Below are 14,296 nucleotides of genomic sequence, written 5' to 3' on the forward strand. Positions count from 1 at the left end.
GCCTTGATTACAGCGTGGAACGCACTCGCCACAGCTCGGGGAACAATACGGTGTCGAGCATCTTGCGCAGGTAGCCCACGCCTTCGGTGCCGCCCGTACCAGGCTGGAAGCCGATGATCCGCTCCACGGTGGTGACATGGCGGAAGCGCCACTGGCGGAAGGAATCTTCCAGGTCGATAAACTTTTCGGCCAATTGGTACAGGTCCCAATACCGGCTCGGATCGCGATAAACCTCGCGCCACGCCGCCTCCACGGAATCATCGTGAACCGTTGGCGCCGTCGGGTCGCGTTCGGCGCGCTTGGGGTCGATCGCCAGCCCGGCCTTGGTCATCAGGTTGATCGCCTCGTCATACAGCGACGGCGTGGCAATCGCCACCTGCAGCTCCTTCAACAACTCCGGCCGGTGGGCGTGAGGCCGCAACAGCGCCGCGCTTTTGTTGCCGAGGATGAATTCGATTTCCCGGTACTGGAACGACTGGAAACCCGACGACTGCCCCAGGTACGGGCGGATCGACTTGTACTCCGACGGCGTCATGGTCGCCAGTACCGCCCAGGCGTGCACCAACTGGTCAAAGATCCGCGACACCCGCGCCAGCATCTTGAACGCCGGCGGCAGCTCACCCAGGCGCACGTGTTCGCGGGCGGCCTTGAGTTCGTGGAGCATCAACTTCATCCACAGCTCCGAGGTCTGGTGCTGGATGATGAACAGCATCTCGTTGTGGTCCGGCGACAGCGGGTGCTGGGCGCTGAGCACTTTGCCCAGGTCCAGGTAGTCGCCGTAGCTCATGGACTCGGAAAAATTCAGCTCGGCGTTATGCCATTCTTCCGGCGGCTGGTAGTCAGGGGAGAAAGGACACTGGCTCATCGCGTGGGCTCCTTGAGCGGGCGGAGAATGGCTCGTACCGGGCTGGCATCGAGGTTGGCAAAACGCAGCGGCAGCGCGATCAACTCGTAATCGCCCTCCGGCACGTCGTCGAGGACGATGCCTTCGAGAATCGCCATGCCATGAGAGGCGACGGCGTTGTGGGAATCCATGGTCTTGGACTGCTGCGGGTCCAGGGACGGCGTGTCGATGCCGATCAGGCGCACGCCGAGGCTGAACAGCAACTCGACCGTTTGCGGGGCGACGGCGGTGAAATTCGAATCCCAGGCATCCAGCGGCGCCTGTTGATAAGTGCGCAACAGTACACGCTCCGGCAGGTTTTCCAGGCGGCCTTCCAACTGATGCGGCTGCACCAGCGCGCCGCTGCCCAGGCAATGCAGCACCCGGCACGGGCCCATGTACACATCCAGAGACACTTCGCCAATCGGCGCGCCGTCCGCGCTGTAGTGCAACGGCGCGTCCACATGGGCGCCGGTGTGGGGCGACAGGGTGATGCGTCCGACATTCACCGGGCACTCGGGGCCGAACTGCCAGACCCGCTCTTCCTGAAACGGCGTATCACCCGGCCAGGTCGGGGTCGCGGTGCTCAAGGGCGGGCTGATGTCCCACCACGTTTTTATTGGATTCATCTCAAGGCTCTCGGTCGTTACTGGGGTGAATGATACGAGGGCCGGCTGTAAATATCCTTGCGAATTCCAGCGCAAAGCGGGAAATCTTTCGCACTTACTGCGAGGAAATGGCTGATTGGCGCACAGATATTTCGTACCGACTCAATCCTTCAAACAACAAATATTCCCTGTGGGAGCCGGGCTTGCCCGCGATGAGGTCGGCACAGCTTGCCCTTCCATCGCCTGACACTCCGCCATCGCGGGCAAGCCCGGCTCCCACAGGGGTTGGCGGTGACTCACGGCTGTGCAAATGACTGCGCTTCTGGGCATCCCGATGTCGAGTCCAGACCACTGGCGGGCCGCCCAAGGCGATAGGGTTCGGACTTCCCTTCCACTGCCTCGGAATCATCATGTCCAAGCCAATCACCGTACTGCGCGACACCCATCCACTGCCGGTGCTGGACGCCTGCAAATGGGAAAAACTCGAAGGCGACCCGCACACCGTCAACCTCAACGCCTACACCAGCGAAGACGGCAGCAAGATCATGGGCACCTGGATCTGCACCCCCGGCAAATGGCGGGTGGAGTATGTGAAGTGGGAATACTGTCACTTCCAGGAAGGCTACTGCGTGATCACCCCGGACGGCCTGGAGCCGATCCATTTGCGGGCTGGGGACATCTTTGTGGTGGAGCCGGGGATGAAGGGGACGTGGGAAGTGGTCGAGACGGTGCGTAAGTATTTTGTGTTTGCCTGATCCCACCTCCTGGAAAGGGGTCGCCCTGGCCCCTTTTACCTCAACGACGACCGTCGCGCCCTTCTGATAAAAGCAGCACCTCCCTGCCCCTCTTCCAATAACAGTCGCTGTTATTCGTGACAACAACCCTTGATATTCGAAAACAATCAATTAGTATTTTGTGACAGAATATTGTGAGCGCCAAGTTCTTGAAAAAATCTCATGACGTAATGCGCAAAATACATAATCAAACTCACCAAACAGTACAACCACTACTTTAGTTATAGATAAGATTGACTTTTGACACCCCCTACACTTTGAGATAGCTTTCTTGCAACCGGTCTATACTCGAATCTCATAGCATTATAACCCGATGATAATAAGAGGTACGGAGAAGGTGCAGAACTTCACATAATCGCAACCTTCACTGCACATTGATGGAAAACGCGCAGCGATTTGAATTAGACTCCAATGAATCAGTTGATTACCCCATTGGTTTGTTCTAAGGACTCCACACGTCTTCCAGCACTTACTGCACGCGGCAGTCGAGACCGCGCTTTTGTAAAAGGATCAAGAAAATGCCTGAAAAAACAACACGTCTGACCATTCTCATCGACTTCCCGACCAAGCAGCGTCTGGAGTCGCTGTCCGAGGAAGTTGACCTTACTATTTCTCAGGTTATTCGCAAGCTGATTCGTGACCATCTCCAGCAATACGAGAGCCAAGTCCCGCCCTCCGTGCTGGAGCCGGAGAAAGAGGATTCATCGCTCTGCTCTTGATATATAAGCCTGGTTAATTTGCCTTTATAAAACTGTGCGGCATAACTTTCTGCTTATTTATCAGCTGGCGCGCAGTTTAATCATGAACACTGCGCGCCACCCCTCTCCAAGTTAAAAACTGGTGATGAACTATGCCCGTGAAACAGCAATGGCTTGCTTGTTATGCTCATCTAAGCAAAGAAATGAATGGGCCTGCTGTATCATCAGACACCGCGCAGCCCTGTACCTTGTTTTTCTCCATGAGCGACGGCACCCAGCGCGCGCATGTTTTTCATATCACGGCAGATAACTTCGAAGCCGCCTGGCAAACCGGTGTGCAGCGCTTGCAGGGAGCCTACGAACGAGACCGTGCGCAGTCAGGCAACATCGTCGAACGTTCATGGATACGCGTCGAATGCGCGATCAACGTAACCGCCATCACCTGGGCCGAACTCAATGCGCGCTTCAAGCGCCACAAGCGTAATTACTTCCGGCGCGGCATCGCCTTCGATGCGGCGCTGCACATCGCGATCACCGAACAGGAACTGAACGCCAACGCGATCCTGTATGGCGGCAACGCTATCAATCACGCGACCTTCAATGCCGGCAATTTTTCGGTGTACGCCAGGCGCCGTTTTACCGGGCTCAATACAGCCGACCTGATCGCCACACTTGAACCCGAGACCCCCGTGTTCCTGTTCGACACCAAGGGCGTTTTTTGTGCCGAAGACGGCGTGCCCCACCCGCTGAACCCTGGCCCGACAGAAACCGGCTGGCGCACCCTCGCAGCGCTGGAGCCCGGCATGGTAAAGGCGAGCATCATCAGCGCCGCAAGCTACCTGAGCACTCAGGTGCAGGGCGGCGGCCAGTTCGTCTACGGCTACTTCCCGTGCTTTGACCGGGCGATAAAAAACTACAACACCCTGCGCCACGCCAGTACCACCTATTCGATGATCGAGGCCTGGGCACTGACCGGCGACGAGGCGCTTAAATCCGCCATCGACCGCTCGCTGGCCTACCTTACCCAGGAACTGATCAAGTCCTACGTGCTGCCCGACGGCAGTGTGGCGGCATATCTGCTGGACACCGGTGACGAGATCAAACTGGGCGGCAATGCCGTGTGTTTGTTGGCGCTGGTCAAATACAGCGAAGTCACCGGCACCCGCCACTACCTACCCGTGCTGGAAGCCCTGGCCAATGGCATGGCCTGGATGCAGGACGCGACCACCGGCGCCTTCGTGCACGTCTTGCATGGCCGTGACCTTACCGTCAAAGAGGCGTTCCGGATCATCTACTACGACGGCGAGGCCGCGTTCGGGTTGATCCGCCTCTACGGCCTCACCGGCGATGAGCGCTGGTTAACCGTGGTGGAAAAAGCCTTCGACTACTTCATCGAAAAACAGCACTGGCGCGAGCACGATCACTGGCTCAGCTATTGCGTGAACGAACTGACCCGCTACCGACCTGACGAAAAGTATTTCCGCTTCGGCCTGAATAACGTCGCCGGTTATCTGGGGTTCGTGCAACAGCGCATCACCACCTTTCCGACGCTACTGGAATTGATGATGGCTGCGCAGCAGATGCTCGAACGCATCGCCCAGCAAGCGCAATTGCGCCACCTGCTCACCGAGATCGACCTGCACGCGTTTTACCGCGCCCTGCATCATCGTGCGCGCTATTTGTTCAACGGGTATTTCTGGCCGGAAACGGCGATGTATTTCGCCAATCCTGCGCGCATTGCCGGTTCGTTTTTTATCCGTCACCACGCGTTCAGGGTGCGCATCGACGACGTGGAGCATTACCTCTCGGGGCTGATTGCCTACCACCGCTACCTGCTCGACGGCGCGCCGCAAGTGAGCCTGGCCCAGGACGCAGCGCCCCTCGGCTGGGTCTGGGACGCCAACACCCTGGCTCGGGTGACACACGGCACCTGGGCCAAACAGCCACCGCCCGGTTGGTACACGTCGGGTTTGACGCCGTCCATGCAGTTTTTCAAACCCCAGCGCATGCTCAATCGGCACCCCAGCAAGGTGGGACCGAACGAAGTGCAGTCAGCGCTGCGCTGGGCCCAGGCCAGTCCTGAGCGACGCCCCTCGGCGTTCTTGTGTGTAGACCCGACGCCCTACCTGGACAGCGGCCTGCCGGTGTTACAGGTCGCCGATACCAGCGAGGCCATGCTGCAAATGGGTCGATACGCCAGGCAGCAATTCACTGGCCAGGTGTTCGGCGTCACCGGCAGCTTCGGTAAAACCACCGTGGTCGCCATGCTCGGCCACGCCCTGAAACACTGGGGCGAAGTGGGCCACACCGAGGCCAACGCCAACCTGCCCCATGGGATCGCCTGGAACCTGGCGAGCATGCCCCGTCCGGCCAAATTCTGGGTACTGGAAATGGCCGTGGGCCGCATGCCGATTAACTCGGAGCTGGTGCGCCCACACATTGCTATCGTGACCGGGCTGGCTCCGGCGCACCTGGAATACCATGGCACCCTGGAAAACCTGGCGCGTAAAAAGAGCGCGATCTTCCGCTCGATGGCACCGGGTGGGCACGCGGTGCTGTGCCGCGATATGCCGCACTACGAGGTGTTCGCCCAGGCCGCCGAAGTCGCGCGCTTGCACGTGACCAGCTATGGCGAACACGCCGATGCCGATGTGCGCCTGCTCGACGTGTGCAGCGAGGCCGACCGGGTCTACGTCACCGCGCAACGTGACACGCAACGGCTGGATTTCAGCCTGAGTGCTCGCGGCCGACACATGGTGCTCAACGCACTGGGGGTGCTGGCGTCGCTGTTCGCCGCCGGGCTTGACGCCGACCAGGCACTGGAAGTGCTGACCGGCTTCCAACCGGTGGAAGGTCGCGGCAATATCCGCTCGATCAAATGCACCGACGGGCATTTCCAGCTGATCAACGATGCGTACAACGCCAACCCCGGCTCGATGGCTGCGGCCTTGCGCTCGATGGCCGACCTGCCCGTGGCCTCGCGGCACCGGGTAGTAGTGTTGGGCGACATGCTGGAGCTGGGCCCCGACGCCCAGCGCTACCACCTGGAATTGGCTGACTCGCTGCGCGCGGCGGCGCCCCGGCATTTGGTGCTGTGCGGACCGCTGATGCGTGAGGTGTACCGGGTGCTGCGCAGTGAGCTGTCAGTGCAGTGGTTCGAGGATGCCACGGCATTAGGCCAGGCGTTGGCGCGCCACCCCGGCCAGTGGTTCCAGGCGGGGGATTGGGTACTGGTGAAAAGCTCCGGTGGTACCGGGTTGTCGCAGATCTGTGATTGGCTGAACACGACCGAACAGGCGGTGCCGGCGGGTTAGCCCGCGCAGCCCGCTGCTGTCTTCAGGCCAATGTCATTGCGCAGTTGGTGAAACATCGCAGGCACACCCTGCGCCTTGACCAACTGCGCCTGATGCCCGGCGCGAATCAACGCCCGGTAAAAACGCTCCTGCAACACAAATGGGGTTACCTGGTCATCCACGCTGCCAATCACGAACAACTGCCGCGCAGGCGCAACGGCAATGCCGGCCAGGTGCTCCAGGGGATCGTAGGGGTGCAATAAACCATTGGTGTCGCGTCCCGGACGCGAAGGCAGGCCTTTGCTTTGACGCAACATCTGCGCGCGCTGCACCAGGGCAAACGCGCCGGAAGTCATCACTGCACACTTCACATCGGTACGCCCCAAGGTCAACACCGCCGCGGCCACCGTGGCGCCGCCGCTGTGCCCCAGCAACACAAACTGCCCGATGCCGTAACGCTTGCGCAGCTCGTTGAGCGCAGCGTCCAGCACAATGAATTCCCGCGCCTGGCGCCGCTGCCCATGGTTGCCGCTGGAACCGTAGGTGCCAGGTCGCGCCACAATCACCACCGGTACGCCCGCACGCCGGCTCAGGGCCTTGGCCTGCCTGGCCTTGGCGGCCAGGGTATTGCCACGGATCGACTCGGGCGAGCGGTGCATTTCCACGTTGCGGTCGCCATGAAACATCACGATCACCACGGGCGCACGGCTCAGCACCGCCCCGGAAAAATAGCGAATGCACTCATCGCCCCCGGCCAACTCAACCCAAAGTGCAGAGTCGACCTGGTTGCAGGTCGACTGGTCGGCCGGGGTGTTCCAAAGCAACGGTGTCGAACCCTCACTCAGGGCCCACGCGCCCGGCACGCCGGCCCACAACAGCATCCACCACAACGCAAACCTGGCCACAGCCACCTCGCCTAACGCTCGCGCAAGGCCTCCCGCGCACGGTTCATGGGCTTGATCAAATAGTCGAGCACGGTTTTCTGGCCGGTCTTGATATCCACCGAGGCAATCATCCCAGGCACAATCGAAAACGACTTGCCGGCCTTGTTTTTCAAGGTGTCAGCGTCGGTGCGGATGAACACTCGATAGTAAAAAACTTCTGGCTTGACCTCGTCCTGGATAGTGTCCGGAGAAATGGTCACGACCTTGCCGTCCATGCCGCCATAAATGGCGTAGTCGTAGGCGGTGATCTTGACCTTGGCCACCTGGTCGGGATGGATAAAGGCGATGTCTCGCGGGGAGATACGCGCCTCGATCAACAACTGCTCATCCAGGGGCACAATCTGCATCAGGCGCCCGTTGGGCGGGATAACCCCGCCGATGGTGGTGACCTCTATCCCCTTGACGATACCGCGCACCGGCGAGCGCAGGGTCAGGCGGGTCACCGAGTCGGAGCGCCCGCGCATGACTGACGACAGCGTCTCGACGTCGGCATTGACCTTCGCCAGGTCCTCACCGGCCCGCACCATATACTCGGAGCGGGCCTGGGTCAGTTTCAACTCCAGCTCGGCCTTTTGGCGCTTGAGGCGCAACACCTCAACGTTGCTGGCGGCGCCGACCTTGGCCAGGTTTTCGGTGATTTCCAGCTCGCTACGCACCAGCCCGAGCGACGATCGCACGCCGGCCAACGATTCTTCGAGGCCCTTGCGCCGAGTGTTGAACAGGTCGGTTTCGGCGCGCACCAGTGCGGGGTAACGCTCAAGCTCCGGGGGGAACAGTAACGGTTTGCCGTCTACCTCGGCCTGCAAACGCGCGACGCTGGCCAGCGCCGCCCGGTACTTGGCGGCACTTTCATCAAAGTTGGATTCGGTCTTGGTCGGGTCAAGCCTGGCCAACGTCTGGCCATTTTTGACGATATCGCCCTCCCCCACATTCAACTCCGTGACGATGCCGCCTTCCAGCGACTGGATGATTTGCTCACGCGAGGTCGGGATGACTTTGCCGCTGCCCGTCGAGACTTCGTCCACTTCAAAAAAGTAGGCCCAGGCACCAAACGCAATCAGCATGACAAACACCCAGCCCACCACGCGCATGGCGCGCACCACGGTGCGTTCATCCACGCCGTCGTGGGTATGCCGGGCGCCTTCGTCTTCGGTGGCGAGCAGGGGTATGGTTTTCGGCGCAGGGCTTTTCACTGGTTTTTCCCCTTCGGTTTGGACAGGCGCGCAATCGCGTTGTCTTTGCTGTCATCGACGATGATCTGGCCGTTGTCGACCACGATCACCCGATTCACCAGGCTCAATACACTCATGCGGTGCGTGGCGATAATCAGCGTGCGGTGGGTTGCCCAGCGGTCGAGGTTGTGGATCAACTGGCGCTCGGTCGCTTCATCCAGGGACGCGGTGGGCTCGTCGAGCAATACGATATGCGGCTGGCGAATCATCAGCCGCGACAGCAGCAGCGACTGACGCTGCCCGCCCGACAGGCCCAGGCCACCTTCCAGGATCATGTGGTCCAGGCCGTCGGCGAACTTGCCGATGAAGTCGCCCGCACCGGTCAGCGCCAGGGCCTGGAGGATTTCCTGATCGCTGGCATGCGGCGCCCCCATGATCAGGTTGTCGCGCAGCGTGCCGTGGAACAGCCGCGAGTTTTGTGTCATCAGCCCCACGTCGCGGCGCACGTCGGCGGGGTCGATGTGGCTGAGGGCAACGCTATCCAGGCTGATGGTGCCGGCCTTGAGGTCGAGCATCCCGGCCAATGCCTGCAACAGCGTGGATTTACCCGCGCCGTTACGCCCCAGAATCGCGATGCGCTCGCCCGGCTGGATCTTCAGGTCGGCCACACGCAGCGCCGGCACGGGGGCATCGTCGGAATACTGGAATGTGGCCTGGCTCAGCGCGTATTGGCCTTTGATCACCGGCAGGTGCACGCGTTTGCTGCCCTCGGGATGGTCCACCGGCAATTCCATGATCCGGTTCAGGCCTTGCAGCGCAACCTTGGCCTGCTGCCAGCGCGTCAGCACCTGGGTGATCTGGGACATCGGCGCCATCATCCGCGACGCCAGGATCGACGCCGCGACAAGGCTACCGGTGGTCATGTCGCTGGCCATGACCATGGGCGCACCGAACACCACCACCACGGCAAACACCGAGCCCTGCACATTGTTGCTCCAGGCCACCAGTTTGTTGGTGAGCAGGCGCAGGCGCAGGCTGGCGTCGCCGCAGGTGGCGTTGTAGTGATTCCATTGTTGCTGGAAGCGCTGTTCGGCCTGCAACGCCTTGATGTCGTCCAGGCCTTGTATGGTCTCCACCAGCATGGCGCTGCGCAACGAGCTTTCACGCATCGACTCATTCGCCAGTGCCGCGAGTTTTTTCTGCGCCAACAGCCCGGGCACTATCAGGAACAGCACAGCCACCATTGGCACCGCCACCAGCGGGCCGGCGATCAACCAGTAGATCACCAGAAACAGCAGGAAGAACGGCAGATCGGCCAGCGCCGTGGCGGTGCTGGAGGTGATCAGCTCACGCAGTTGTTCCAGTTCCTTGAGCTGCGAAATGAACGAGCCGGTGGACTTCGGCCGGGCGCTGTTACGCAAGCGAATGGCATGCCCGAACACCAGGTCGGAAACGCGCAGATCCGCGCGTTTGCCGAGCATGTCGGTGATGCGCACACGGGTGATGCGCATGATGAAATCAAACACCAGCGCCAGCATCACCCCGCCAAACAGCACATACAGGGTGGGCATGGATTCGGCCGGGATCACCCGGTCGTACACCTGCATCGAAAACAGTACCCCGGCCAACCCCAGCACGCTGGTGACCAGCGACGCGAGCATCACATAGCCATAGGGCCGCAGGTCGCGCAGCACGATGTTTTTGAACCACGCCTTCTCGTAAGGCTTGATGTAGTCGTCGACACGCCGGTCACGCACTGCCGCCATGGGTCGCAGAATCACGCTCTTGCGCGCTTGCTCCAACAGGTCCTGGCGGGTGAGCCGGCTTTGCAGGCCGCCGTCGCCGCTGTAGGCGATGCCCAGGTTGTCGCCGTCGCCGAGGGTTTCGAGCACACCCACCTGGCCGTCGGCAAATTGCAGCACCACCGGTAATTGGCGCTGCATCAGCGTGGTTTCGCTGAAGTCGGCAATCACGCAGTTCAACCCCGCCTGGCGGGCCATCTGCCGTACCACCTCTTCCACCGAAGCGCCTTCGGTCCATTGTGCGGCGATGCGCACGCTTTGGGCCGAGCATTCCAGGCGGTAATGCCGGGCCACGCTCAGGACGGCCTCCAGCCACACTTCATAATCCACTGCGGGCGCCGGGTTCAGCGGTGTTTGTACTGCGTTGGTTTCGTCCGCAAGCATCACAGCATCATTCATGGCCGAATCTCCACACCTTGCAGGGTGCTGTTGTCCAGGTGGAACGCCGTGCGCAGTGCGCCCGTGTTGTAGAGGCAATCGATTTTCAGGCGGCGCAGGTCAGCGGCGGTGTTTTCCCGGTCCATGCGTGCCTGGTGAATTTCCTGCTCGGCATTCAGCAGGTCGAGCAACGGCCGTGTGCCCAGTTCGAGGTACTGCTGGCGATACAGGTCGCGGGTTTCGGAGATGCTGCGCTCACGAAAATCCAGGGTGGATAGCCGCTGGCTGAGGCTTGAGATTTGATCCCGCGCCTCCAGCAACCCCTGGCGAACCGCAAGGCGCGCGGCGTCGTTGGCGGCATCGGCGGAACGCAGGGCCTGTTGCGCGGCGGATTTGCGAGCGGTGATTGCGCCGCCCTGGTACAGCGGCATTTTCACGTTGAGAAATACGCCATAACGGGTACGGTCGCGGCCGCCGGGGACGTTGCTGTCGTCGTTGTTGTCCAGGTAGTGCGTGATGGACGGGTCCAGCGACACGGTCGGCAACGCCTCGGCACGGGCTTGTGCAATCAGCGCCAGCGCATCGACACGCTGCGCCTGGGCGATCAGCAGGGTCGGCGTGACTGCCGTATCGGGTACCACGCCCACGCAGGATTGCTCCAGGCTTGCCGGAAAACCATGCGCCACGCTCACTGGCGCCTGCGACCCGAGCAGGCTGCTCAACGTGCTGCGCCAGCGATTGAATTGCGCGGTGAATTGCAATTGCGTCGCCACCGAGGCCTCGACCCGCGAGCGGGCCTGGATCAGGTCCGAACGGGTGCTGGCGCCCATGTCGCTGCGCTTTTTGGCCAGCTCTGCAATCGCCGAAATGCCGTCGATTTGCTCGCGAGCCAGTTGCACCAGCAACTGCGAGCGCTGCAGTTCGATCACGGCGAACGAGGTATCGCGCGCCACCTGATCGATCGACAGCAACACCGACGCCTGGCTGGCACTGACCCGCGCCAGCGCACTGTCGACAGAACTTGAGACCTTGCCGAAGTCATAGAGCATCTGCGACGCCGACAACGAAAACGCACGGCTCTGGCCGTTGCCCCTCAGGCCGCTGTCGTAGCCGGAGTTGAAGCCACCGCTGACTTGCGGGTAATAGCCGGAACGGGCGATGTTCACGTTCTCGTTTTGTTGGTACAGCTGGCCGATCGCCTCGGAAATTGCCGGGTGCCATTCCACCGCCAGTTGAATGGCGCGTGTCAGGTCAAGGTTGCTCGGTATGACGTGCTCGGGTGCCACCGGTGCGCTGACGCCCGTTGGCCCGCCGGGTAAATGTGTGCCCAGGTTGCTCGGGCTGATGATGTTGACGCGTTCTTCATCGTCGATATACGACGCTGCCATGACCGGCGCACGCTCGGGCGCGATCATTGCGACTGCCAGAATTACGGCAGACAGCTGCTTGGCCAAACTCTTTTGCCTCACTGCTAGTCACCTGACTGTTGTCAAACCTGATGAGTACAACAACGGACCGTGACTGACGTCACGGCCCATCGCTGCATTACCGTTGGTAGGGAAAACCGGGCATTGCGGCCCGGCCGGCAGGGGTGGCGTTACGCCACGCTGATGCCGCTCTGTACCCAGAGCTGATGGGTTTCATCTTCCGGACTGGTGTAGATCACGTACTCAAGACCGTTCTCTACCTGGGTCGCACCGGCGCTCCAGTCACCTGTCAGGTGCACGCTGTCCTGATCGTCGCCCTGGATCATCAAGCGATCCGACTCAGGCCCGGTGATGGACACCAGGTCTTCGAGGCTCAGGGTCAGGTCGACGGCGCTGACATCGTTCAGGTCGATGCTGTGCACCCCGCTGACTGTGCCAATCAGGTCGGTGAGGTTGATGGCTGCATCGCCGCCTTCCCACAACAGCCCGTCTGCACCCGCGCCAGCATCGACATGGGTGAAGTCGGTGTCGTCGGCCACCACGGCATCGTGGTGATCGCCGTCAACGTTGGCGCCGTCATCCGCCGCCTGGTCCACCGCACTGTGGGCAGCGGCAATGCCGGCACCTTCAGTGGCTGGCGCACCCGGGTTGGCGTCGTCCCAGACCAGGTCGCGATCCGGCGAGTCGATGCGCACGTAGAGGTCGGCGGTGTCTTCCTGGCCGGTTGGCGTGGTGAGCTTGTAGGTGAATTTATCCACCTGGCCAATCTCGTCCAGCGTCAGCCCGGCATGCGGGGTGTAGACGTACTTACCATCGGCAAACACGGTCAATGTGCCGTGGTCACCGTTGATTTTCGTCCCCGTTTGCCCAGGAATCACATAGACCCCGTTGACCAGCACACTGAGTACCGTCAGCGGCGAACCGAGGACATCCGGCCCGGACAAGCTGTCGGACAGCAGGTTGCCAGTCGCATTGCTCATTGCACCGGTCACGAACTCCGTGAGGGAGGTGGTAGTGAGCTTCTGCGCAATGTGCAGCGCACTCAGCGACAGCACGGCACCGGTCGTCCCGGTCACGCGATAGGTCCCGGCATCCAACCCTTGGAACGTGTGGTTCGCCTGGGTAGTGGTCTGCTGCGTGACCCATTCGTTACCGATGAACTTCTGCAGATTGACGGTCGTGCCTGGCAACAACGCAATGCCGGTGACGGTGACGTTGATCGCAAGCTCTGCGGTCGTGCCCGTGGCAACGTTGATCTCGGCACCCGTACCCGTACTGCTGCCGAGCAGTGCCAGGTTGTAGCTCAGGGTCGCCAGGTCGGCCTGGGTGACCAGGTTGACGATGTCGATCTGCGCCGAACCCAGGTCATCATTGGCAACCGTGTTGATCACGCCGGGCGCAGATGGATCGGTAGCGCTCCAGTCCACGTTGACACTCGGGCTGTCGATACGCACATACAAGGTTGCCGAGGCCGAAGCACCGGCACCATTGACCAGGTGATACTCGAAGGCATCCACCTTGCCGATGCTGGCGACATCGCCGTTCGGGGTGTACTTGTACTCGCCGTTGGCGAAGATGGTCAGCTGACCATATTGGCCCTGCAGCACCGTGCCGGTGGTGGCGTCGGCATCGACGAATTCGCCGTTGACCTCGACCTGCACCTTCACTGGCCCGCCGGTTCCCGGTTCATCCGGTTTACCGCCAATGCCCGGGTCGGTGATGACGTTGCCGGTGACATCCGGCCCTGCTTCCCCGGTGAAGTCGGTGAGGCTGTCATTGGTGACGCTCAACTTGGCCGTGGCCCCTGCACCAACGCTGACCAGGTTGGGGTCGAGCTTGAGGGTAAAGCGATACTGCCCGGCTTCCAGGCCTTCGATTTTGGCGCTGGAGCTTTGTCCGAACAGCCCCAACAGGTCGAGCAAGCCCGAACCGTTGCTGCCTTGTTGCACCGGCAACCATCCACCGGCACCGTCGCTCACTTCCAGCGTGGCAGTGAAGCCACCGCCCAACAGCGAGACCAGGTCGGCCTGGGCAAACTGCAGGTTCAGCGTTCCGCTGGAACCCTCGGCAACCGAGAACTCCTGCTGCTTGGTGTGATCGCCCAGAATGATGCCGCCGACACCCAACAGGGTGAACACGCGCATATCGGCCAGGCCGGTGTTGGATGTTACGGGTTTGATGGTTACTTCGCCGGTGGCGAGGTCGTCGAAGGCTTCGAGGTCGGCGTCGGCGTCGGCGTCCGCATCAGCATCGGCATCGGCATCGGCGTCAGCATCCGCGTCGGCATCGGCATCGGC

Annotated in this window: 10 protein-coding genes; 3 read left to right on the plus strand and 7 right to left on the minus strand. The window is 61.3% G+C overall.

Annotated elements, in window-relative coordinates; all coding sequences use genetic code 11:
• Positions 1 to 7: 7 nt before the first annotated feature.
• Together kynA and kynB are read right to left on the minus strand one after the other, a co-directional pair.
• Positions 8 to 865: a tryptophan 2,3-dioxygenase gene (kynA, locus tag HX869_RS26090; protein ID WP_008436669.1), complete on the minus strand. Its 858-nt coding sequence runs from the start codon at positions 863 to 865 to the stop codon at positions 8 to 10.
• Positions 862 to 1,512 (minus strand): arylformamidase, encoded by a 651-nt coding sequence (gene kynB, locus HX869_RS26095; RefSeq protein WP_177021611.1) that lies wholly within the window; start codon positions 1,510 to 1,512, stop codon positions 862 to 864. Before kynB ends, kynA begins: the two co-directional genes overlap by 4 nt.
• Before the next feature lie 389 nt (positions 1,513 to 1,901).
• Here kynB and HX869_RS26100 point away from each other — a divergent pair, with 389 nt between their 5' ends.
• The 3 genes from HX869_RS26100 (at position 1,902) to HX869_RS26110 (ending at position 6,297) form a co-directional block, all read left to right on the plus strand.
• On the plus strand, positions 1,902 to 2,246 hold the full coding sequence (locus HX869_RS26100) for a cupin domain-containing protein (RefSeq protein WP_003212331.1): 345 nt from the start codon (positions 1,902 to 1,904) through the stop codon (positions 2,244 to 2,246).
• A 557-nt stretch (positions 2,247 to 2,803) separates the two neighbouring features.
• Positions 2,804 to 3,004, plus strand: coding sequence for a hypothetical protein (locus HX869_RS26105; RefSeq protein WP_003212332.1), 201 nt, complete (start codon positions 2,804 to 2,806; stop codon positions 3,002 to 3,004).
• 239 nt (positions 3,005 to 3,243) lie between these two features.
• Complete coding sequence (locus HX869_RS26110; protein WP_178903873.1) at positions 3,244 to 6,297, plus strand: UDP-N-acetylmuramoyl-tripeptide--D-alanyl-D-alanine ligase; 3,054 nt, start codon at positions 3,244 to 3,246, stop codon at positions 6,295 to 6,297.
• On the opposite strand, the gene HX869_RS26115 is transcribed toward HX869_RS26110, so the two are convergent.
• The 5 genes from HX869_RS26115 to HX869_RS26135 form a co-directional block, all read right to left on the minus strand.
• The gene (locus tag HX869_RS26115) at positions 6,294 to 7,157 is read right to left on the minus strand and encodes a S9 family peptidase (protein WP_178903876.1); all 864 of its coding nucleotides are present in this window, start codon (positions 7,155 to 7,157) and stop codon (positions 6,294 to 6,296) included. The genes HX869_RS26110 and HX869_RS26115 overlap by 4 nt on opposite strands.
• Positions 7,158 to 7,192: 35 nt before the next feature.
• A complete protein-coding gene (locus tag HX869_RS26120) occupies positions 7,193 to 8,383 on the minus strand; it encodes an HlyD family efflux transporter periplasmic adaptor subunit (RefSeq protein ID WP_178903877.1) in 1,191 nt (396 codons plus the stop codon).
• Between the two features lie 26 nt (positions 8,384 to 8,409).
• A complete protein-coding gene (locus HX869_RS26125; protein ID WP_178903874.1) occupies positions 8,410 to 10,593 on the minus strand; it encodes a type I secretion system permease/ATPase in 2,184 nt (727 codons plus the stop codon).
• Positions 10,590 to 11,987: a TolC family outer membrane protein gene (locus HX869_RS26130; RefSeq protein ID WP_178903875.1), complete on the minus strand. Its 1,398-nt coding sequence runs from the start codon at positions 11,985 to 11,987 to the stop codon at positions 10,590 to 10,592. The genes HX869_RS26125 and HX869_RS26130 overlap by 4 nt, the downstream gene beginning before the upstream one ends.
• Before the next feature lie 182 nt (positions 11,988 to 12,169).
• Positions 12,170 to 14,296: BapA/Bap/LapF family large adhesin (locus tag HX869_RS26135; protein WP_256736792.1), on the minus strand; the 2,127-nt coding region annotated here is incomplete at its 5' end.

The sequence above is a fragment of the Pseudomonas sp. P7779 genome (genome assembly GCF_013386315.1).
Taxonomy (GTDB): Bacteria; Pseudomonadota; Gammaproteobacteria; order Pseudomonadales; family Pseudomonadaceae; genus Aquipseudomonas.

Bases quoted from the DNA above. Each gene is read 5' to 3' on its own strand.
- HX869_RS26130 (WP_178903875.1), bottom strand. From the start codon at position 11,987: ATGATCGCGCCCGAGCGTGCGCCGGTCATGGCAGCGTCGTATATCGAC.
- HX869_RS26105 (WP_003212332.1), top strand. From the start codon at position 2,804: ATGCCTGAAAAAACAACACGTCTGACCATTCTCATCGACTTCCCGACC.
- kynA (WP_008436669.1), bottom strand. From the start codon at position 865: ATGAGCCAGTGTCCTTTCTCCCCTGACTACCAGCCGCCGGAAGAATGG.
- HX869_RS26115 (WP_178903876.1), bottom strand. From the start codon at position 7,157: ATGCTGTTGTGGGCCGGCGTGCCGGGCGCGTGGGCCCTGAGTGAGGGT.
- HX869_RS26110 (WP_178903873.1), top strand. From the start codon at position 3,244: ATGAGCGACGGCACCCAGCGCGCGCATGTTTTTCATATCACGGCAGAT.
- HX869_RS26100 (WP_003212331.1), top strand. From the start codon at position 1,902: ATGTCCAAGCCAATCACCGTACTGCGCGACACCCATCCACTGCCGGTG.
- HX869_RS26125 (WP_178903874.1), bottom strand. From the start codon at position 10,593: ATGAATGATGCTGTGATGCTTGCGGACGAAACCAACGCAGTACAAACA.
- kynB (WP_177021611.1), bottom strand. From the start codon at position 1,512: ATGAATCCAATAAAAACGTGGTGGGACATCAGCCCGCCCTTGAGCACC.